The 18,949-nt window shown below is 51.1% G+C and carries 20 protein-coding genes and 1 pseudogene; 2 read left to right on the top strand and 19 right to left on the bottom strand.

Annotated features, from left to right (window positions below; all coding sequences use genetic code 11):
• Nucleotides 1-164: 164 nt before the first annotated feature.
• The 12 genes and pseudogenes from KNP71_RS02290 to KNP71_RS02235 form a co-directional block, all read right to left on the bottom strand.
• A complete protein-coding gene (locus KNP71_RS02290) occupies nt 165-740 on the bottom strand; it encodes a deoxycytidylate deaminase (RefSeq protein WP_029595628.1) in 576 nt (191 codons plus the stop codon).
• 52 nt (nt 741-792) lie between these two features.
• Entirely contained in the window at nt 793-2,022 is a 1,230-nt protein-coding gene (locus KNP71_RS02285; RefSeq protein WP_029595629.1) for a toxic anion resistance protein, read from the bottom strand.
• Entirely contained in the window at nt 2,006-2,722 is a 717-nt protein-coding gene (locus KNP71_RS02280; RefSeq protein ID WP_029595630.1) for a 5-bromo-4-chloroindolyl phosphate hydrolysis family protein, read from the bottom strand. The genes KNP71_RS02285 and KNP71_RS02280 overlap by 17 nt, the downstream gene beginning before the upstream one ends.
• 171 nt (nt 2,723-2,893) lie before the next feature.
• On the bottom strand, nt 2,894-4,246 hold the full coding sequence (locus tag KNP71_RS02275; protein WP_029595631.1) for a sodium-dependent transporter: 1,353 nt from the start codon (nt 4,244-4,246) through the stop codon (nt 2,894-2,896).
• Nucleotides 4,247-4,379: 133 nt separating this feature from the next.
• Entirely contained in the window at nt 4,380-5,258 is an 879-nt protein-coding gene (locus KNP71_RS02270) for a diacylglycerol/lipid kinase family protein (RefSeq protein WP_029595632.1), read from the bottom strand.
• A complete protein-coding gene (locus tag KNP71_RS02265) occupies nt 5,255-6,760 on the bottom strand; it encodes an ABC transporter permease/substrate-binding protein (RefSeq protein ID WP_021067248.1) in 1,506 nt (501 codons plus the stop codon). The genes KNP71_RS02270 and KNP71_RS02265 overlap by 4 nt, the downstream gene beginning before the upstream one ends.
• A gap of 10 nt (nt 6,761-6,770) precedes the next feature.
• Nucleotides 6,771-7,487, bottom strand: a pseudogene (locus KNP71_RS02260) (ABC transporter ATP-binding protein); the annotation flags it as partial.
• Between the two features lie 171 nt (nt 7,488-7,658).
• Complete coding sequence (locus KNP71_RS02255; RefSeq protein ID WP_241764589.1) at nt 7,659-8,357, bottom strand: 3D domain-containing protein; 699 nt, start codon at nt 8,355-8,357, stop codon at nt 7,659-7,661.
• A 260-nt stretch (nt 8,358-8,617) separates the two neighbouring features.
• Entirely contained in the window at nt 8,618-9,082 is a 465-nt protein-coding gene (locus KNP71_RS02250; RefSeq protein ID WP_029595635.1) for a GDYXXLXY domain-containing protein, read from the bottom strand.
• A complete protein-coding gene (locus KNP71_RS02245) occupies nt 9,079-10,269 on the bottom strand; it encodes a DUF2157 domain-containing protein (RefSeq protein WP_214829890.1) in 1,191 nt (396 codons plus the stop codon). Before KNP71_RS02245 ends, KNP71_RS02250 begins: the two co-directional genes overlap by 4 nt.
• Nucleotides 10,270-10,286: 17 nt before the next feature.
• Nucleotides 10,287-10,481, bottom strand: a complete 195-nt coding sequence (locus KNP71_RS02240) for a DUF2187 family protein (protein WP_029595637.1) — start codon at nt 10,479-10,481, stop codon at nt 10,287-10,289.
• Between the two features lie 47 nt (nt 10,482-10,528).
• Entirely contained in the window at nt 10,529-11,155 is a 627-nt protein-coding gene (locus KNP71_RS02235) for an NUDIX hydrolase (RefSeq protein WP_029595638.1), read from the bottom strand.
• Nucleotides 11,156-11,262: 107 nt separating this feature from the next.
• Here KNP71_RS02235 and KNP71_RS02230 point away from each other — a divergent pair, with 107 nt between their 5' ends.
• A complete protein-coding gene (locus KNP71_RS02230) occupies nt 11,263-12,795 on the top strand; it encodes an FAD-dependent monooxygenase (RefSeq protein ID WP_035385749.1) in 1,533 nt (510 codons plus the stop codon).
• 34 nt (nt 12,796-12,829) lie between these two features.
• On the opposite strand, the gene KNP71_RS02225 is transcribed toward KNP71_RS02230, so the two are convergent.
• Complete coding sequence (locus KNP71_RS02225) at nt 12,830-13,078, bottom strand: hypothetical protein (protein ID WP_029595640.1); 249 nt, start codon at nt 13,076-13,078, stop codon at nt 12,830-12,832.
• Between the two features lie 95 nt (nt 13,079-13,173).
• Here KNP71_RS02225 and KNP71_RS02220 point away from each other — a divergent pair, with 95 nt between their 5' ends.
• Nucleotides 13,174-13,467, top strand: coding sequence for a hypothetical protein (locus KNP71_RS02220; protein WP_241764590.1), 294 nt, complete (start codon nt 13,174-13,176; stop codon nt 13,465-13,467).
• A 28-nt stretch (nt 13,468-13,495) separates the two neighbouring features.
• Here KNP71_RS02220 and KNP71_RS02215 read toward each other — a convergent pair whose 3' ends face one another.
• From KNP71_RS02215 to KNP71_RS02190, 6 genes are read right to left on the bottom strand one after another with little or no spacing between them, the layout of a single operon-like run.
• Complete coding sequence (locus tag KNP71_RS02215) at nt 13,496-14,071, bottom strand: nuclease-related domain-containing protein (RefSeq protein WP_029595642.1); 576 nt, start codon at nt 14,069-14,071, stop codon at nt 13,496-13,498.
• A gap of 18 nt (nt 14,072-14,089) precedes the next feature.
• On the bottom strand, nt 14,090-14,389 hold the full coding sequence (gpsB, locus tag KNP71_RS02210) for a cell division regulator GpsB (RefSeq protein ID WP_029595643.1): 300 nt from the start codon (nt 14,387-14,389) through the stop codon (nt 14,090-14,092).
• Between the two features lie 5 nt (nt 14,390-14,394).
• On the bottom strand, nt 14,395-14,940 hold the full coding sequence (locus tag KNP71_RS02205; RefSeq protein WP_214829888.1) for an SLOG family protein: 546 nt from the start codon (nt 14,938-14,940) through the stop codon (nt 14,395-14,397).
• Nucleotides 14,937-16,094, bottom strand: a complete 1,158-nt coding sequence (locus tag KNP71_RS02200) for a ribonuclease H-like domain-containing protein (RefSeq protein WP_214829886.1) — start codon at nt 16,092-16,094, stop codon at nt 14,937-14,939. Before KNP71_RS02200 ends, KNP71_RS02205 begins: the two co-directional genes overlap by 4 nt.
• On the bottom strand, nt 16,091-18,340 hold the full coding sequence (locus tag KNP71_RS02195; protein WP_214829884.1) for a DEAD/DEAH box helicase: 2,250 nt from the start codon (nt 18,338-18,340) through the stop codon (nt 16,091-16,093). Before KNP71_RS02195 ends, KNP71_RS02200 begins: the two co-directional genes overlap by 4 nt.
• 14 nt (nt 18,341-18,354) lie before the next feature.
• Complete coding sequence (locus tag KNP71_RS02190) at nt 18,355-18,915, bottom strand: hypothetical protein (protein WP_251132728.1); 561 nt, start codon at nt 18,913-18,915, stop codon at nt 18,355-18,357.
• Between the last annotated feature and the right edge of the window lie 34 nt (nt 18,916-18,949).

The following is an 18,949-nucleotide window of genomic DNA, read 5'->3' as shown; positions in this document are numbered from 1 at the left end:
AAGAGAGGAACACACTAAAAGTTTGTGAAATGTTGAACATTTTGTGGAATTTTTGTCTCACCTAGTTGTGAACATAAAAAAAGGTCCCTCCGAGGAGAGACAAATAATGGAAGAGTAAAACACCATTGGCAGTACATTAATAATATAACACCGAATGTAAACGTTTACAATGTGTTTTTAAAACTTTTTTCAAGTGGCATATGTACCACGTCAATTCCGCTCTCGCGCATTAAATCGAGACCGTCGCCATGTTCATAACCGACCGCATAGACGACACGAGCGACGCGGGAGGCAATCAAGGCGAGCGAGCAGGCGTGGCACGGCGAATGGGTCACATAAGCCGTCGCCCCGAATGCGTTCGTCGAATCGGCGGCGAGCTTTCCGATCGCGTTGATTTCAGCATGAATCTCATGCTGTTTCGACCAATTGTGATGATCGTACGGGTCCGAGCATTTGATATAGGTCACACCGTCATGAATGAACGAGACCGGCGTTTCGAGCAAGTCGACCGCATTCGCGGATACATACTCAGCACGCTTATAAAATCCGTCATCCCGCTTTAAGAAGATTTCATTACAGTTCGTATGCCCCGGCGGCGTGCCGTTCAAGCCAATCGAAATCGGCTTCTCATCTTTGACGATGACGCAAGCGACACTTTTAGAGGCACACTTCGAATGACGTACCGCCATCATATCGGCAAACTGTAACCACGTCTCGTCCCATAGGTGTTGTTTATCCATTGTTGATCCTCCTCGAAGAAAAGGAAAGTCTGAATGCTCAGACTTTCCCCGTTCAATATCCAGTCTCTTTTGGCAACTCTTTGTTTTTCGAAGCAATCTCGATGACTTTTTCTTTCAACTCGTGCTCCATCCGATCGAGTTCACGTTCCGCCTCACGACGCTTCTGACGTCCCTCTTGTTGAATCCGGAGCGTCTCATCGAGCGTCGAGAGCAAGTTCTCGTGCGCCACTTTGAGCGACTCGACCGAGACGATGCCTTTCTCGTTCTCTGTGGCAATCTCGATTGACGAATCTTTCAACATCTTCGAGTTCTGCTCGAGCAACGTGTTCGTCGTCTTCGTCACGTCTTGCTGCATCCGGAGCGCCGTCTTTTGACGCGTCAAGCTGAGCGCGAGCACGACTTGGTTTTTCCAGAGCGGAATCGTATTGACGACTGCCGACTCGATTTTTTCGGCTAGAATCTGGTTGTTCTGCTGGATGACCCGGATTTGTGGGGCCATCTGCAGGCTGATCGTCCGGCTCAGTTTCAAATCATGCAACTTTTTCTCGAACCGGTCCGCGAGTTGAATCATATCGTTCAACTGTTGCAGTTTGACCTGGTCTTTCGACATCTCGACTTCTTGACGAAGCGGGGCAATCTCATAGCTCCGCACGTGGTCGAGTTTCGTCTCGCCGGCGGCGATATAGACGTTGAGTTCTTCGAAGTAGCGTTTGTTCTTATCGTACATTTGATCGAGCATCGTGATATCTTTCATCAAGCCGAATTTGGCCCGGTCTAGATTATGGATGACCTCTTCTAAATAGACGCTCATTTTTTCAAACTGCAACTTATAGTTCTCGGCTTTCTTCTTGGCCCGGCCGATGAGCGGAAGGTTGTCCATGAAGCTCTTCTTCTCCGGTTGCAACATGTCCGGGTCCATCTTGCGCACGTTCTGCATCAAGTCGGACAATAGCTTGCCGGCGTCTCCGCCATCTTTCATCCGGACCTCGGTCAAGATTTGGTCCGAGAATTGTGATAGTTCACGTTGTACGTTCGAACCGAATAGCATGACGGAATCTGTCTTTTTAATATCGATTGACTCCGCGATGCGCGTGATCCGTTCCCGGTGCGCTTGTGGGACGTCAGCATTTACTTGAATCGCCGGCACCTCATGTTTATCGGTCATTGATGACCAGTCAACGGACGGGTCTGAGATTGCGTCGGTTTCCGTCTTCGTTTTCGTTTGGGAAGTGAGTTCTTCTTCTGGCCATGACTGCCAGTTCGTTTCATTCGATGAAGTCATGCTTTTTTCTCCCTTCTGGTTGATCGGCCAATACTCTCTCCATCATGATCAACTCTCGTTCAAAATCGACCGCGTCATCTTCGAGGAGACGACTGCGCTGTTGTTTGAACTTGTCGACGATAAGCCGCATATTGGTTATCAACTGTTCACGTGTCTCTTCTTGAATGACGACGCGTTTTCCTTCTAGTTCTTTAAATTTCAATACGACTGACACGAGCGAGTCCAAGTAGAACGTGAACAAGTCACGCACGTGCTTCGCATCTTGAGGGTTCTCGAACAGCTCAGCGAACAGTTCGTGTGCTTCTTTCGAGACCGCCTTCATCTCACGCCGCACCTCGATGTCTTTAATTTCAGGCAAGACGCGGTCGATTTGTTGTAACTTTTCATAGCCTTGTTCAATCGTCCGCTGCAGAAATTGCAGCTCCAAATCATCTGTCGCTTCGAATTGACGCACCGGCGCCGCTTCTTCGAGTGGTTTCAGAATGCGCGAACCGACGAACGGTTCGTCTTCATCGAGCAATAGTTTCTTCTTGGCCCGTTTGGCAACAGGCGCGGGTGCCCGCTTCCGCCGTTTATTGTTCGACCACACTTCGTTCAATACGAGCGCCCCGACGATGATAAACAACCAAGAGAAATCAAAAACGCTTATGGCAAAATATAGGATCGCCCCAGTCAGGGCCCATTTCATCCATGTTTTCATCCGTTTCACCTCGTCTCATGATACTTCTATTGTACCTTACGTGACCCTTCAAAAAAAGTTTCGTCATCTTTCTAAGCTTAGCATAACGCTCCCGTTCACTCCCTCGGTCGCAAGAACGAAAAATGGTAGTACAAAAACCTCCTGATTCGACGAATCAGGAGGTTGCAAACGTTATAATCTGACCCACGTCGTCACCATGACAACGGCGACCGTCACCGGAATGACGTAACGGATCAAGAAGTGCCAAATCGGGTACAACTTTACACCGATGTCTGACGTTTGAATCTCTTCTTTCAGAATGCGTTGATCGACGACATATCCGACGAAAATCGATGTCAAGAGTGCACCGACCGGCATCAAGATGTAACTGACGATGTAATCCATCGAATCAAAGAACGTACGACCGCCCAAGAACTGCATCTCGCTCATGACACCAAATGAAAGCGCAGATGGAATTCCGACTGCGAAGACGATAGCCGCTGACAACAGGGTAACGTTGCGCTTCGAGATTGTGTGTTTCTTCTCGTTCAACTTGTCTGTCACACCGGCGACGACGACTTCGAGCATCGCAATCGACGATGTAATCGAGGCAAACGTGAACAAGAGGAAGAACAACACCATAAAGAATCCTCCGAGCGGTACTTGGTTGAACACCGCTGGTAAGACGACGAAGAGCAGTGCTGGTCCTTCTGCTGGGTCAAGACCCGAAGCAAAGACGGCCGGGAAAATCGCAAGTCCTGCCAATAGCGAGACAGCGATATTCAATAGAACGATCATGTTCGCTGAACGATTGAGCGTCCCTTTCGTCTGAATGTACGACGCGTACGTCAACATGGCCGCGACACCGAGCGATAGCGAGAAGAACGCTTGACCGAGGGCGAACAAAACCGATTCACCGGTCAAGGCAGAGAAGTCAGGTTGCAAGAAGAAGCGAACCCCTTCCATCGCTCCGTCAAGCGTCAACGAACGGATGACGAGCACGATGAAACTGACGAACAAGAGCGGCATTAAAATCTTGCTCATGCGCTCGATGCCAGCCTCGACACCTTTTAAGACAATCAAGAGCGTAATCAATAAGAACAAGAACTGACCGAACACGGCGATGCCTGGTGACGAGACGACATCTCCGAACACGGCACCGAACTCATCAGGCGAACGTCCGTTCAACGTCCCGCTCAGTCCGAGCCCGATGTATATCAAGACCCAACCACCTATGACACTGTAGAATGAGAGCAATAAGAAACATGCGATGACGCCCAGGTAACCGACGAATGTCCAACGACTGTGCCCTAATTTTTTAAAGGCGAGCAGTGCCGTCTTTTGTGTCGAGCGTCCGACGATGAATTCACCAATCAATAACGGTAACCCGAGTAAGAGCGTGAACGCTAAAAACATGAGCAAAAAGGCGCCGCCTCCACTTGTGCCGGTGACATACGGAAATTTCCAGATTGCACCGAGACCAATCGCAGACCCTGCGGCCGCTAAGATGAATCCAATTTTTGAGGCGAACGAATTTTGCGCCATTACCATCCCTACTTCCTGTTTTCATATCTTTTTTCATAATAATAGTGAAATACTAACACGGTTCAGAAATGAGAACAACTAAAAACAGAGAAAAGTCTGAATTCTTTTCTCTGTCAGCAATTTTTATCGATTTTTAGTGTGACGGGACGAGAAATGACAACTCTCTTGGCAGGACATCGACGTCCAGCCGTTCCGCCTCGAAGTGCTCCCCATCGACGTCGATGATTTGAGATTCATTTAAATGGACGGTCAGTTGAGACATCTGTAGATGCACCCATTCCGGAGACGACTGTTCGAGTCCGAGCTGTTGGGTCAACAATTGACGAATCATCGGGAAGCCGATGGCGGAACTATGGACGACCTCGACGAGTCCGTCCGTGAACGACTGGGTCGGGAGTTTCGTCGGTACCGTCCCGAGATAAGCCCCGTTCCCTACATATAGGAAGCTGACTGGTCCATCGTGGACGACTTCCCCACCGTGTTCGATGCGAACATCGAACGGATCGAGTTCACGAAACTGCCGGATCGTCGCTAAAAAGTAACCAATCGACCCGAGTGATTCTTTTTGGAGCGGATCGATTTGTCTCGACGCGTCCGCGATCAGGCCGACCCCGATGAAGTTGAGCCCGTACCGTTCGTTGACTCGCATCACATCGACCGATTGTGCGTAACTCATCTTGAACAAACGGGCCGCCTCGATTGGTTCGACCGGTAGCGCAAGGGCACGGGCGAAATCATTACACGTGCCGGCCGGAATCAGACCGATTGTCGGCCGTTCATCTCGCGGAAGCTTCATCAAGCCATTGACGACCTCATGAAGCGTCCCGTCCCCGCCGATGACAATCAAGTGCTCGTAAGCCCCGCTCTCTTCGGCGAAGCGACCGGCGTCTCCTTGCGCGAGCGTCTTCCGAATCAAAATCTCATCGTATAACGATTCAATCGTCCCGACGACCTCACCGAGCATCGTCTCGTTCCCGCCAGACGTGGGATTGGAGATAATCAATGCTCTCATAACAGACCAGCCTGCTCCAAGAAGTCCTTCGCGACGTCGTACGCCCGTTCATTCCCGTACGCGACGCGACGGTTCAATTCAGACATCTCTTCGTCAGTAATTTTACCACCCAATTGGTTGAGGGCATCCTCGATTTCCGGATGTTCATCGAGCGTCTCTTGTTTCACTAACGGAGCTCCTTGGTAAGGTGGGAAGAACTGTTGGTCGTCCTCGAGGACAAGCAATTCGTTCTCGGCGATATCCGGGTCGGTCGCATACGCATCGACGAGGTTGACGTCTCCACGTGCGATGGCACGATAGCGCAACTTTTGTTCCATCGAGACGACCGACGGGAAATCGAGACCATACGCTTGTTGCAGTCCCGGGTAACCGTCTTCACGGTCTGTGAACTCGAGCGTGAATCCGGCCTTAATATCCGATTGAACGTTTCGTAAATCCGAGATGGCGGTGATGTCTTCTTGCTCGGCATAGTCGCGTGGGATCGCGATGGCGTATGTGTTGTTGAACTGCATCGGTTCAAGCAACGCATAGCCGTCATCGGCGAGCGCGTCTCGAGCCTGTTCATACACTTCACGGGCATCGTTCGAGTTCGGTGTCTCTTTTACGAGACTGGCGAGCACCGTTCCCGTGAACTCCGGATAGATGTCGACATCTCCGGATTGCAGTGCACCCCAGACGAACGTCGTCTCTCCGAAGTTCGGGCGGACAGATACGGACAAATCGGTCTGATCTTCAATCAATAGTTTATACATGTTCATTAAAATCTCAGGCTCTGGCCCAAGTTTCCCGGCGATGACGAGATCGGTCTGTTGTGTTCGACCGAAAGCGAGCGGGGCCGCGACGATGAGCGCCAACACGGTCGAGACTGCAATCAATTTCGTCTTGTTGCGGGTTGCCGTCGCGCCTTCCATTTGGCGAAGTAAGAAATCGAACAACAAGGCAAGGATGGCGGCTGGGATTGCCCCGAGCAGAATCAAATAGTTGTCGTTCCGGTTGATTCCGAGCAGGATTAACGTCCCGAGCCCACCTGCGCCGACGAGGGCGGCGAGCGTCGCCGTTCCGACAATTAATACCATCGCCGTTCGAATCCCGGCCATGATGACCGGAAGTGCGAGCGGGAGCTCGACTTTCATCAAGCTTTGGTTCGGTTTCATCCCACAAGCCCGGGCCGCTTCGATGAGCGATTTGTCGACTTCGTTCAGCCCTGTGAACGTATTTCGCAATATCGGGAGCAACGCATATAACACGAGGGCGATTGTTGCCGGTAAGGCACCGATTCCGACGAGCGGAATCATGAGACCGAGGAGCGCCAATGAAGGAATCGTTTGAATAATGGCGGTGACGCCGATTGCGGTCTCGGCCACTTTCTTGCGGCGCGTCAACCAAATCCCGAGCGGAACGGCGATTAAGACGGCAATCAACAGTGAAACGACGGATAGCTGTAAGTGCTCAATCAGCGCTTCGACGAGTTCGCCCCGCCGATTTTGAAATGTCTCAAGCATCCACTTCACCTCTTCCGCGTTGTGTAAAGTCGAGGACGAACGGGTCCGTGCTCGCTCTGATTTCATCCGGAGTACCGATGACGACCAATTCGCCGTCACGCATCAAAGCGATCCGGTCTCCGAGTTTCATCGCTTCTTGCATGTCATGGGTCACGAATAGAATCGTCTTCCCGAGCTCATCGTTCAAGCGTTTGATGTCGTCCTGAAGTTGACCACGGCTAATCGGGTCGAGTGCCGAGAACGGTTCATCCATCAAAATGACTTCCGGGTCGGCTGCAAGTGCCCTTAGCACGCCGACGCGTTGTTGCTGGCCGCCTGATAGTTCCGTTGGTTTTTTCGCGCGCAGGACCGGGTCCAATCCAGCAATCTTCATGAGTTCGGTCACACGCTCTTTCGTCTTTTGTTTTGGCCATTTCAATAATTCAGGAACGACAGAAATATTTTCTTCCACTGTTAAATGAGGGAATAAGGCAATTTGTTGAAGCACATAGCCGATGTTGCGTCGCAACTCATAAATATCGAATTGATAAATCTCTTTTCCGTCGATGAGGATTTTTCCATCTGTATGGTCAATCAGTCGATTCACCATCTTCATCGTCGTCGTCTTCCCGCACCCCGATGGCCCGATCAAGACAAAAATCTCTCCTTTACGGACTGTCAAATCCAAGTCTTTAACGGCTAGCGTCCCGTCTTCGTAGCGCTTGGATACATTTTGAAATTCTATCAACTCTACCCCTCCTCGGCTCGTAACTGTTTCATGAAAGTCAAATATTAGTTTGCCCGTTTCCAACGTTTGTTAAACAATTGGACGTGCTGATTCGGTACGTGTCACTACTTCCGGCAGGCAGAATCAGGAAAGAAGACTCAAAAAAAGGTCCTCCCGAAGGAGAACCTGGTGTTATGGAAGTGTGATTGTAATGTGGCGACGGCCCCAGTTGATGGCCTCACTTTTAGTATCGACAAGCAAGTCAACGATGTTTCCTTTGATGCGTCCACCGGTATCTAAAGCGATCGCTTGACCGACACCTTCGATTTGAACGACCGTTCCGAGTGGGATAACGGCTGGATCGACAGCGATGATGCGCATGCCATTATAGTAAATCGAATCCGTGACATCATGTCCGGTCGCCGTCAAGACGCGACCTCCGTATGAGCCGTTATCAGCTGCATCGTTCGTGTACGCCGTCGATTCGGCTTGAATAGAACGTCCTGTCGTCGAGACTGGCGATGCGGTCGCTGTCGACGATTGTTTTTTCACAGCTACAGCTTGGCGTTTCGCTTCTTCTTGTCGTGCCTGCTCGGCAGCGGCACGTTTTTCTTCGGCCAACGCTTCACGCTCTGCCTGCTCCCGCTCGGCTTTCTCTTCGGCTACCCGTTTTTCTTCAGCGATTCGTTTAGCTTCAGCGACACGTTTTTCTTCGGCGATGCGTTTTTGTTCGGCAAGTCTCTTTTCTCGGGCAATCTGTTGTTGGCGTTCTTGCTCGATCGCCTTCCGTTCCAATTCAAGTGGGTTTTGGACAATTTTTTGTTCTGTCCCAATTCCGATTTGAGCGGCATCAGCTGTCGCAGCAAACGCAAACGACCCAGCAGCAATCATGAGGACAGTTATCATATATTTTAAGGAATGCATTATTAATAGGTCAGCACCTTTCTCGTCTTCTAACGAACAGGTGTAAATTTACCATGCCCGCGCGACCTCGAGAAGGGATTTTGATGAAGTGAAATATTCCTGACATATGGGCTTAAGGTTGGTTACAATCTGTAACATTTACGATGAACCTACCTCTACCAAGCGTTCTCATAAAAAAATTACAGATTCGTTACAACGTGATGTGTAACAAATCTGTAATCTGTTTGTCATTCTGTTTCAGCATCTATCGAGCGCAAATCGTGAGGTCGCACCATTCCCCATGGTGCCACGTCGACGTCCACTTCGAACGCCTTCGCCCCTTCAATCGCAGACGATTCTTCCTCAGCGACCCGATACGAACTCATGTCATCAATATACACTTGTCGGTCGTAATAGTTGGCTCGAGTGCCCCCGAAGAAAGGCCGTGAACTAACCCGGTCAATGGTCGCATACCCGTCATCCCCAGTTTTGAACGAGACGTATACCGTCCCTGTTTCAACATCTTGTCTACCTTCGAACGAGTCATATTCCAAGTACACAAAATCACCGAAGAACGGGTCGTACGGTTCGTAAGAGCTTGCTTTGAACGTATACGTGTCCCCGAACCAGGAGACGGCATAGACGAGCAGTATAAATCCGACGGCAATCAACACTTGCACAATCGGCACTAACCAAGGTATCAATCGTTTCATGTCTGTGCATCCCCTCTCGTACGACTACGGCTGCGCCACCATAAGGCGAGCGACAATGCGAAGACGATCAATGCTCCGATGAGGAAGAAGAGCGAAATATCGAGTTTATCCCAAACGTAGATGAAATAAATCGTCATTTGAACGAACAAGAAATAGATGAAAGCGAGCACGATTGGTTGACGATTGTGGTCTTGATAGACAAGATAGGCAAGTGCAACCACTTCAAGCAGGATGGCCAGCAAAATTCCCGAATCCTCAAACAATGCGAATGGGATGACAGCGAGCAGGCTAACCCATATCAATTCTGGACGTCGGTGCAACAAATAGACAGCGACGAGGGCGACCGATAAAATCGTCGCCTCAATGACCGACGGCATGCGTTGCGACAACCAGCCTTCCGTCGCATTAATCAAGTACCCGATCGACAAGACTGCCGCGACGAAGAGGTAAAGATAATTCCATTGGGTTCGCTCCCGATAAATGAGAAACAGGACGTGCAGCGCGGCAAGTGCCCATAGCGGCCAAAACCGACCTTCATAGTCGGCGTATTGACCGATTGCGATCAATAGTCCATAGAAACCAAACCAGGCGAAGATGCGGTCGAGTTCGTTGTCCCCATAATGGAACCAGACCCACGTCACCACCAATCCGAACACGATCAATGTGATACCAATCCCTTGAAAGCTATTCGTGATGGCCAAAAAGGCTGCGAGTGCGGCCAAGAACGTAAAAATCGGATGTTTGTATATCAGTATGTGCATGACGGCGACGGCAAGGAATAGCCAGAATAAGAACGGAATTTGCGAGGAAAGATTATACGTCGAGAAGATGACAATCATCGTGGCAACAAAGAAGGCGACGCCCAATAGACGAAATAACGTGACGTAGCGAGACGCCTTCACTTGTAGGCGTTCGGCGGTCACATACATCCCGATCATGAACACGAGGAAAATGGCGACTTTCACAAGGTCAGGAATCGCTTGCCAATTGGCCGCGACAAAACTGAATAGACTGAGCGCAAGCAAAATCGATCCGATTATCACAAGAATAGGCGGTTTGTGCTCACGTTTGTCACCGACCGCCAACTTCTTATGTTCGTACTCGACCAAGCGCTGACCGGTCACTTCATCAAGCAAACCGGCCTCTTCCCATTCACGAACTTTTTTGTCAATGGACACCTGAATCATCCCTTTCGCTTAAAAGGTCAGCTGGCGCGTTCGATCAATTCTAAATCTTTTTTCAATAACACTTGTTTCTCAAATTCGAGACCAAGCTGTTGAAATTCTTCCATGATGGAAACGTCCCCAATAACCGTATTTGTCAATACGGCAGTCACTTCTGCGACCCATCCTTCACGAGTTGATTTGACGATATCACCCACTACGAATTCTACAGTCATAACCAGTCACTTCCAATCTTAAATTTGTTTCTATCATTATAACGAAATTATATCGGTTTGAATACGTTTTCTTTAAGTCGTTTAATAAATTGCGTCAAAATTTTTCCAGTCAATCCCCAAATAATGTAGTCTTCATGTTCGTAAAAAGGTTCTTTCATTTTAATTACCCGTTTTTCGTACGCTTTAGCATTCGCCATCCTGTCAAACGGAATATTTCGATCTGGATTCATCGTCCATTCCATCTCGCCATGAAACGGGTCGAGCAACAACAACGTTTCGACCGGGATCGAGAACAAATGGTCGACTTCATCGGTTTGCCGGACGTCTGGGAGTAACGGTATCACTCCGACAAACGGGTAAATCAGTTGTCGATGCGGCGTCGCGAGCGGTTGCAAGCGTCCAATCACTTCAATGTCCGATTCAGCGAGCAACAGTTCCTCGCCCGTCTCACGAACAGCCGCCTCGACCGGTGTCTCGCCCGGATCGAGACGACCGCCCGGGAAGGATATTTCTCCGGGTTGGCGACGCATCGTATGGGCGCGCACTTCAAAGATGACGTGCCACGCCCCTTCGATCTCGGTCAAAGGAATCATCACGGCAGCTGTCTGTTCATAGTTTTCCTCCATCGAGAAACTGTCACGTAATTGTTGTTCCGTAATCCACGATTGTTTCATTCTATCCACCTCATTCTCTTTGTTTCTACACTTCCACCATTGTCTCCTCGTTTAAACGCATCAAATGTCGGAAATATCATTATTAATGATAGGAGATGGTAGATGTGGTGGACAAACAAGTTGATGTATTGATTGTCGGGGCGGGCCCAACCGGACTCACGCTCGCGCTGACGTTGGCCAGATATGGAATTTCATTTGAAATCATCGATCGCAAGACGACACCGTCGAACAATTCACGCGCCATCGGAATTCAACCTCGGACGATTGAAGTCTTCTCTCGGCTCGATGTCGCCAAAGAAGTGCTCGGCCGGGCGCGGACAATCGAGAAAGGAAATCTATACTTCTCAGGGCAATGGACGGCCAAGCTCGAGTTCTCTCGTCTCGTCACGCCCTACCCGTTCGTGACGTTGCTCCGTCAAAACGAGACCGAAGCGATTCTCGAAGCAGCGTTGAACGAGCACGGGCATTACGTCCAGCGCGGTGAATCGCTCGTCTCACTGACACACTATCCGTCCCGTGTGCTCGCACATCTGCAGTCGGACTCGAACCGGACAATCGAGGCCAAGTATGTCGTGGCAGCCGACGGGGCGAACAGCTCGATTCGACGCATGCTCGCTCTGCCGTTCAGCGGAAAATCATTCAAGGAATCGTGGGTGCTCGCCGACATGAAAGCCAAATGGAATATCTCGCGCGAAGAAGTCCATATCTTCTTTTCGGACCGTGGTGTTTTAGAAGTATTTCCGCTCACGGACGACACAATTCGCATCACCGGTAATCTCGCGAGCAACGAATCGTTCAGTGAGGCGGAACTACGTGAATTGATCGAACAGCGCAGTCACATGGATGTCGAAATCGATGAGGTCGAATGGTTCTCCTTGTTCCGGGTCCATAACCGCATGGTCGACTCGTTCATTCACAATCGCGTCATCCTCATGGGAGACGCCGCCCATATCAATTCACCCGTCGGCGGACAAGGCATGAATACCGGCATCGCCGACTCGTTCAACCTCGGTTGGAAGCTGTGGCTTCATTTGAAGGCAGGTGCCCCTTACCGCGTCGTCGCGTCTTATCGCGATGAGCGCGAGCATGTGGCACGCAACGTGCTTCAGACAACAAACATCGCGACCGAAGTGTTACAGACGACGCTCCCGGTCCTGTTACCGTTCCAAGCGCTCGGCGCCGACGTCTTCACGCGTGTCAATCTCATCAATCAAAAAATCACAGAACGGATTGCCCAGCTACACTTGTCGTATCCCGGACATTCCCGCGTCCCGTTCTTACGCGTTACCGAGGGCAAAATTTTTCCGGAAATCGAGATTATCCGGACGGATGATGGTCTCCGTACCAAGATTTCAGAAGTCGCCGACGGACGGTTCCAAGTGCTTGTGCTCGACGATGATAAACGAGACGCGAGCGCTCTCTATACGTATTTGAACGAGCATCAAGCATTCTTCCAAATCATCACGCTATCGAAGACGAGCCGTCCCTTCTTCGATCAAGGCAACGAGCTCGCGAAGTCGTTATTCATGAAACGCGGTGTTCTTGTCATCCGCCCCGACGGGTATCTGCTCCACAAACAGCGGCATCTCCGACCGGACGCGCTGCAAGAAACGATGGCAGCTTGGTTGCCGTCCCCATGACAAAAGCTCCGCTCATGATGAGCGGAGCTTTTGTTTACGATTGATTATAATAGAGCGTCCCCGGTTTCGACAGTGTCAAGTCGTAAAATGTCTCGAATGCTTCGATGTCCTCCAACTTACGAAAATCAACTTTGTCCGTCTCTTCATTCGGGATTGCGATGATGATACCGTCCTCAGTTTGCTTGATCATCCCGGTCTGCCCGTTATGAATCCGGATGTAGAGCACGTGCTTGTCTTCTAACAGCGTCACCGCTTCGCGACGCGATTGAATCGTTGTTTTCATAGTCATCCCTCACTTTCTTTTGAGTATACCGGTCTATCGTTGTTGCTTTCAAGCGGTTGCGCCCTTAAAATTATGTAAAGAAGGGGTTGAACGCTTTGAATTTGGAAACTATTTTAATTATCGTCTTAGGCATCACATTCGTCGTGCTCGTCTCAGTCCGCGCCGTCCGCAACCTGCAGTGGGTCCGCTTCGGTGAGGCGTTCGGCAAACAAGGCGAGGCGCTCCTCGACGACTACACGTACTTGACGGAACGAGGGATCACTTGCCGTGTCGAGCACGGGTTGCCGACCGGACGCCTATTCCGCCCGCTCGCGAAAAACTTGGATGACCGGGTCGCCTTGTTCGTCCATCGGAAAGATGAACAGCAGGCGCGACAGTTGTTGAAATAAAAATGGCGCTGACTCTTCAGCGCCATTTTTATTTATGTATTTGGCGTTCGACACAGTAATAGGCGACTTGTTTGACGGTCGCTTCCGATAACAAGTCGAGCTTCGTTTTCGTGATGACGGCGTCGACGACATCGAACGTATCCGCACAATTCGCTTTGACCCGTTCGACTTTGAGCCGTTCCGCCTCAGGGAAAATGAGGAATGACGAGACAGGGATCGCTTGCCCGCATTCTTTTTTCAGGGCGCTTCGGACTTGTTTCGTCATCCGCTCTAATTCTTCGATTGGATGCGGATAGATGTTTTTCCAGCCGAGCGGCGTTTCGAGACGACAATCCCGGTTCGTCATATGGACGGCCGACGTCGTCCGATTGATGCGGACTAAAAAGACGCCTTTCGGTCCGACCAATACATAATCGAGCACATCTTCGCCGAGCTGGACGTGTTCAATCATCATCCAATCAAAGCGACACGTGTGACGAATGATCTCGACGATCTCGTCCGTGTATGATTTCGGTGGTGCGATGACTTCTTCTTTCGTACGGAACAAGCCTTTCGTCTGTCGTTTCTCAGGTTCTTTTTTGACGGCCGTCAATACTTGTAACATCTTCTCCGCCTCCTCCCTTTATTCGCTTGGACCGACCTGTTTTCCGAAGACGGCCTTTTCTAGATTTGAGATGCGACGCAACATGTCATAGTTCGACGCGACAGGCTGGGCCGGTTTGACCGGGTCTGCCGCTTGTTCGTTCGAACCGCGACGGAGCGACTCGTTCTCTTGGCGCAACCGTTCGATTTCTTTCGTCATCTTCTCGTAATCGCGGATGACGACGTCCAAAAACTGGTCGACTTCTTCTTGCGAGTAGCCACGAAGGGCGGTCTTGAATTCTTGTTTATAAATGGCTTCAGCTGTTAGTTCGGTCTGCATGATTTTCACTCCCAATGTTGTTCCCATTGTTTTTCTTCTTCGATTACACGTAACTCTTCCGGTGTAATCAAGAATAACTCCATCTGGTGTTTTCGTTTAGCCCCTTCGACGAGAAAACGAGGGCTTCCCCCCGTCTCTTCGTCATACAGCGTGATTAATCCTGCTGCTTTGTCCAAAAAGAAGGCGGTTTTTGCGCGCAATTGGCTCGGATCCTCATAAGGACGTTGGGTCAGCGGTTCAAAAAAGTCAGCCTCGAGCTGCATGCGGATGAACAGTTCTTGTTCAAACGGCTTGTACTTCTCTTCCATCTGTAAAAAAGGTGGAAAGACGGCAATTTTGATTGGATAAGATTCTCTTAACTCTAACAATACTTCTCCAGCCCACAATTCACAACCGTTCGTCCCACTAAAGATGAACCATTCGGCCCCAAGTTCGATTGCTTCCATGATTTTTCGTTCGTAAGCTTCCTTGATGATATCGATGCCGGGATGGTCGGCTTTGAAGATGCCGAGCTCGTGTGGCCGATATCCGGTGATGGCGACAACTTTCATGATCGCTTCCTTTCTAACCGGCTCATCCGGTGACGGAGCGCCCGCATCTCGGTCAAGGCGGTCTGTCGAAGCACCGTCTCTTTTCGTTCCGCGAGCTCAATCGCCTGCTCGGTGAACGTGATGGCCCGGTTGATGTCTTTTTGATGATGCTCGGCATATTTCGCCAACTCGACGAGTGCCTCGACCGTGCCGACCTGTTCGAACAGCGGCAGCGCCTGCTCCATCTGGCCGGTCCGTTTCAACAGGAGCGCCTGACGCATCAAGGCCCGTTTCGTCGGCCGTTCAAGGCGTTCATATTCTTGAAGCGCCGCCTCGGCATTGCCGAGATCGTTCAACCAGTGGGCCCGCTCTTCGCCGAACGGCGTCTCGTCGACTTCGACGAGATGACAGAGCCGTTTATAGAGCGAGACGAGACTCAAACAGTCGGCATGATGGTGCTCGATGACGGGCTGGATGATATCCGGTTCCCGCTCCTTTACGTATTGGAAATAGTGCATCGGCGCCAAAAAGCCGGGCATGTCGTCCGTCCGGGCGTGGCCGAAGTGGGCTTCGACCGCTTTGAGCGAGACTGATTCAAGCGTCGGTTTCAGTAGACGACGCGAGGCATGCAACAAATCGACGTGGCCGACAGCCGGGAGCGCCTTCACTTTTGAACGGACGAACGTATGCCTCGTTTTGATTTGGGGCCAGTCGAACGACTTGCCGTTATACGTCACGAACCGAACCTCGTCGCCGATGTCATTCAAGAAGTGATAATAGAACGCCGTCTCGAACGCCGGGTGCGGCAAGACGTATTGAATCATCTCCAGATGATCGTCTTGGAAACGCGCGAAGCCGATTAAAAAGATGGAGGTGCCGGAGCCGCGAAGCCCGGTCGTCTCCGTGTCCATGAACAATACCTGCTCGGATGGGACATCGACTTGAAAGAACGGGTGGGTCGATGTCGCAAGCGAGGCTTTGGCCTCTCCGAACGTATAGTCATGGTACGTCTCATCGAGTGGATAAATCTGTTTCAAGCGGACGCACCACTCTTGTTCGAACGTCAAAATCTCTCCGCCGCGCTCGCGCCACTTCGCCTGTTCAACGTCGTCCGGCGTCACGGTCACCTGTTTCGGTTCATTCGTTTTAATGAGTCGTGATAGTTTTGCTTTCATATCGTTCCTTTCAATGCTTGCAACTGTCTGACGACCTGCTGTTTAAAGTCACCGTAGCCGATCATTCCGACACAGCGCGGACAACCGCTCTCGCACGGACAATCGTCGACCGTTCGAATGGCCGCATCCAAGACCTCATCGGCGTCGCGATAAAGTGCTTCGCTCAGCCCGATGCCGCCCGGATAACGATCATATAAATAAACGGTCGGTTTATTCGTATGGGTCGCTTTCATTTGAATCGTCGTGAACAGGTCGAGCGTGTCACACATCAAATAGAGCGGGGCTAGGCGTCGCAACAGATCGCTGACCGCCTCGAGCTGGTCTTCCATATCGGCTTCCGAATAGGCGAACCGTTCGTCGAGCGTGAACCATGTCGCGGTCGTATGAAGTTCCCGCTCCGGCAAGTGAATCGGTCCGGAACCGATATTCTCATGCGTCCCGAACTTGATTTTCTTGAACAGGGTCGCCATCGCGATGACCGACACTTCCCCGAACGTCTTCACGCCGGTCGTCTTGTTCTCTTCCAACACTTTCAGTTCGACTGCCAAATTGGCGTCCGTATAGTAGTCGACGTCGACGCGTCGGACGTACGCTTTCTTCTCTTCGAAGTCGAGACGTTCGACTTGATACTGCTCGGCACCATGTAAATAGATGGCTTCGTCGTGGAGCAACGTCATCGCGCTGAACGTATCCATCTCACCGATGACTTGGTTCTTCGCGGTTTGATCGACGATGACGACGTTCTCTTGGTCACTCGTCCGAAGCGAGATGTCATGGGCCGGGAACGCATCAGTCATCCAATAATATTTATCGGCCCGTTCATGCAAGATGTGGGCGTCCGTCAAGAAATCGAGAATCTCTTCCGTCTCGACCGTGCCGAACCGCTCCTCTTTCTGGAAAGGCAGTTCGAAGGCGGCACATTTCATATGGTCGACGAGGATGATTAAATTGTTCGGGTCGAGACGAGCCGCTTCCGGAGACCGGTCTAAAATCAAATCGGGCTGTTCGACGACGAGTTGGTCGAGCGATGACGATGAGGCGACGAAGATGACGAGCGCCTCGGAATGACGGCGTCCGGCCCGGCCGGCTTGTTGCCACATCGAGGCGACCGTTCCCGGATAGCCGTTCAACACACACGCTTGCAATTGGCCGATATCGACGCCGAGTTCAAGCGCATTCGTCGAGACGACGGCCTTAATCTCCCCGTTACGGAGCCGACGCTCGATTTCGCGACGCTCCGATGGCAAGTAACCGCCTCGGTACCCGACAATCGACTTTGGACCGAGCTCGCGCCGCGTCAATTCTTGTAAATACGTCAACAACACCTCGACCCTGACGCGTGAGCGGGCGAAGACGATTGTTTGAATGTCCGCCTCGACCAATTTTGAGGCGATGCGCTTCGTCTCGAGCGTCGCGCTCCGGCGAATGCCGAGCGCTTCATTGACGACGGGCGGGTTATAGAAAATCAAATGCTTCTTGCCTTGTGGCGCCCCGTTATTGTCGACGAGGACGACGTCTTCTTCCGTCAACAGTTCAGCCAGCTCGACCGGGTTGGCAATCGTCGCCGACGTCATAATCCATTTCGGATGACTCCCGTAATAGGCGCAAATCCGTTTCAGGCGGCGGAAGACGTTGGCGACATGGCTACCGAACACGCCGCGATACGTATGAAGCTCATCGACGACGATATACTCTAAATTCTCGAACAAGCGAATCCATTTCGTATGATGTGGCAAGATGCCGGAATGCAACATATCTGGATTCGTGATGACGATATTGCCGGCGTCCCGTACTTTCGTTCGGGCTGCCGGTGCCGTGTCACCATCATAGGTGAAGCAACGCAAGTCGCCCTCGAGCGCTTCGACCATCTCCATCAAATCGCTGTTTTGGTCTTGCGCGAGCGCCTTCGTCGGATACAAATAGAGCGCCCGGGCGTTCGGTTGTTCAATCATTTTCGACAGGACGGGTAAATTGTAGCAGAGCGTCTTCCCGGATGCGGTCGGTGTGACGATGACCGTCGAGTTCCCACGCGACGTCTGCTCGATTGCTTCGGCTTGATGGGTGTACAGTTGTTCAATTCCCCGGCTATGCAACACTCGGACAAGATCTGGCGGCACACTCGACGGAATCGGTGCGTAGCGAGCCGGTTTCGCCTCGACCGTATGCCAATGTGTCACGTTTTGAGAAAAAACCGGGTCGGTCTTGAGCGTATGGATCATTTCTTCCACGGAACGTTTTTTCCGCATGAGGTTCACCTTCTTTATGGTTTCGAAGGTGCGAGTCGCTCCACGATAGCTTTCACTTCGCCGATTCGTTCATCGCGTACGAGCCGATGGACAGCAGGTAAGCGCAGCACAGCCATTTCTTTGAAGGCGTCGGCGACATGTCCATTCTCTTCTTCGAGACGAATGATCGCATCGTCATACAACCGTTGCGTCGATCGTCCGAACAAGACGATGGTATGTAGCTTCGTACATTTCGAATGAACGGCTTGCAAGTGTTTCGTGTAACGCTGCACCGCTTTATGATAATCTTCATGCGTCGCGAGCGCTTGACGCTTGCCCCGCAGAAGTTCTGGATAGAATGTTTCGTCGCCGAGGAACATCGTCTCGACGCCGATTCGTTTCAAATAAGGATGGCCACTGGCCTCGGCCACAGCTTGATCATCAATCAAACGTCCGAACGGAATCGACTCCTCGACGAGCAATCGGCTCATTTTCAAGCCGTTGATACCGTGTAACGGAATACCTAAATCATCGTCTTGCAGTCGGTCGATCACAAACAACACTTTCATCTTGCGTTTCAGTGAGAGTTGTACCATGTGTCACCATCCTATTCGCTTTCTTTTCATTATA

It is taken from the genome of Exiguobacterium sp. s56, from assembly GCF_018618255.1.
Lineage (GTDB): Bacteria > Bacillota > Bacilli > Exiguobacteriales > Exiguobacteriaceae > Exiguobacterium > Exiguobacterium chiriqhucha.
The sequence above is the reverse complement of the archived record's forward strand: the minus strand, read 5'-3'. Positions and strand labels throughout refer to the sequence as shown.

Coding starts and splice junctions, on each gene's coding strand:
- gpsB (WP_029595643.1), bottom strand. CDS start 14,389: ATGCAGACCGAACTAACAGCTGAAGCCATTTATAAACAAGAATTCAAG.
- KNP71_RS02195 (WP_214829884.1), bottom strand. CDS start 18,340: ATGCGGAAAAAACGTTCCGTGGAAGAAATGATCCATACGCTCAAGACC.
- KNP71_RS02255 (WP_241764589.1), bottom strand. CDS start 8,357: ATGATTGCTGCTGGGTCGTTTGCGTTTGCTGCGACAGCTGATGCCGCT.
- KNP71_RS02215 (WP_029595642.1), bottom strand. CDS start 14,071: ATGTTACAAGTATTGACGGCCGTCAAAAAAGAACCTGAGAAACGACAG.
- KNP71_RS02280 (WP_029595630.1), bottom strand. CDS start 2,722: ATGAAAACATGGATGAAATGGGCCCTGACTGGGGCGATCCTATATTTT.
- KNP71_RS02290 (WP_029595628.1), bottom strand. CDS start 740: ATGGATAAACAACACCTATGGGACGAGACGTGGTTACAGTTTGCCGAT.
- KNP71_RS02275 (WP_029595631.1), bottom strand. CDS start 4,246: ATGGCGCAAAATTCGTTCGCCTCAAAAATTGGATTCATCTTAGCGGCC.
- KNP71_RS02225 (WP_029595640.1), bottom strand. CDS start 13,078: ATGAAAACAACGATTCAATCGCGTCGCGAAGCGGTGACGCTGTTAGAA.
- KNP71_RS02240 (WP_029595637.1), bottom strand. CDS start 10,481: ATGACTGTAGAATTCGTAGTGGGTGATATCGTCAAATCAACTCGTGAA.
- KNP71_RS02200 (WP_214829886.1), bottom strand. CDS start 16,094: ATGAAAGCAAAACTATCACGACTCATTAAAACGAATGAACCGAAACAG.
- KNP71_RS02235 (WP_029595638.1), bottom strand. CDS start 11,155: ATGAAACAATCGTGGATTACGGAACAACAATTACGTGACAGTTTCTCG.
- KNP71_RS02250 (WP_029595635.1), bottom strand. CDS start 9,082: ATGAAACGATTGATACCTTGGTTAGTGCCGATTGTGCAAGTGTTGATT.
- KNP71_RS02265 (WP_021067248.1), bottom strand. CDS start 6,760: ATGCTTGAGACATTTCAAAATCGGCGGGGCGAACTCGTCGAAGCGCTG.
- KNP71_RS02190 (WP_251132728.1), bottom strand. CDS start 18,915: ATGGTACAACTCTCACTGAAACGCAAGATGAAAGTGTTGTTTGTGATC.
- KNP71_RS02270 (WP_029595632.1), bottom strand. CDS start 5,258: ATGAGAGCATTGATTATCTCCAATCCCACGTCTGGCGGGAACGAGACG.
- KNP71_RS02245 (WP_214829890.1), bottom strand. CDS start 10,269: ATGATTCAGGTGTCCATTGACAAAAAAGTTCGTGAATGGGAAGAGGCC.
- KNP71_RS02205 (WP_214829888.1), bottom strand. CDS start 14,940: ATGAAAGTTGTCGCCATCACCGGATATCGGCCACACGAGCTCGGCATC.
- KNP71_RS02285 (WP_029595629.1), bottom strand. CDS start 2,022: ATGACTTCATCGAATGAAACGAACTGGCAGTCATGGCCAGAAGAAGAA.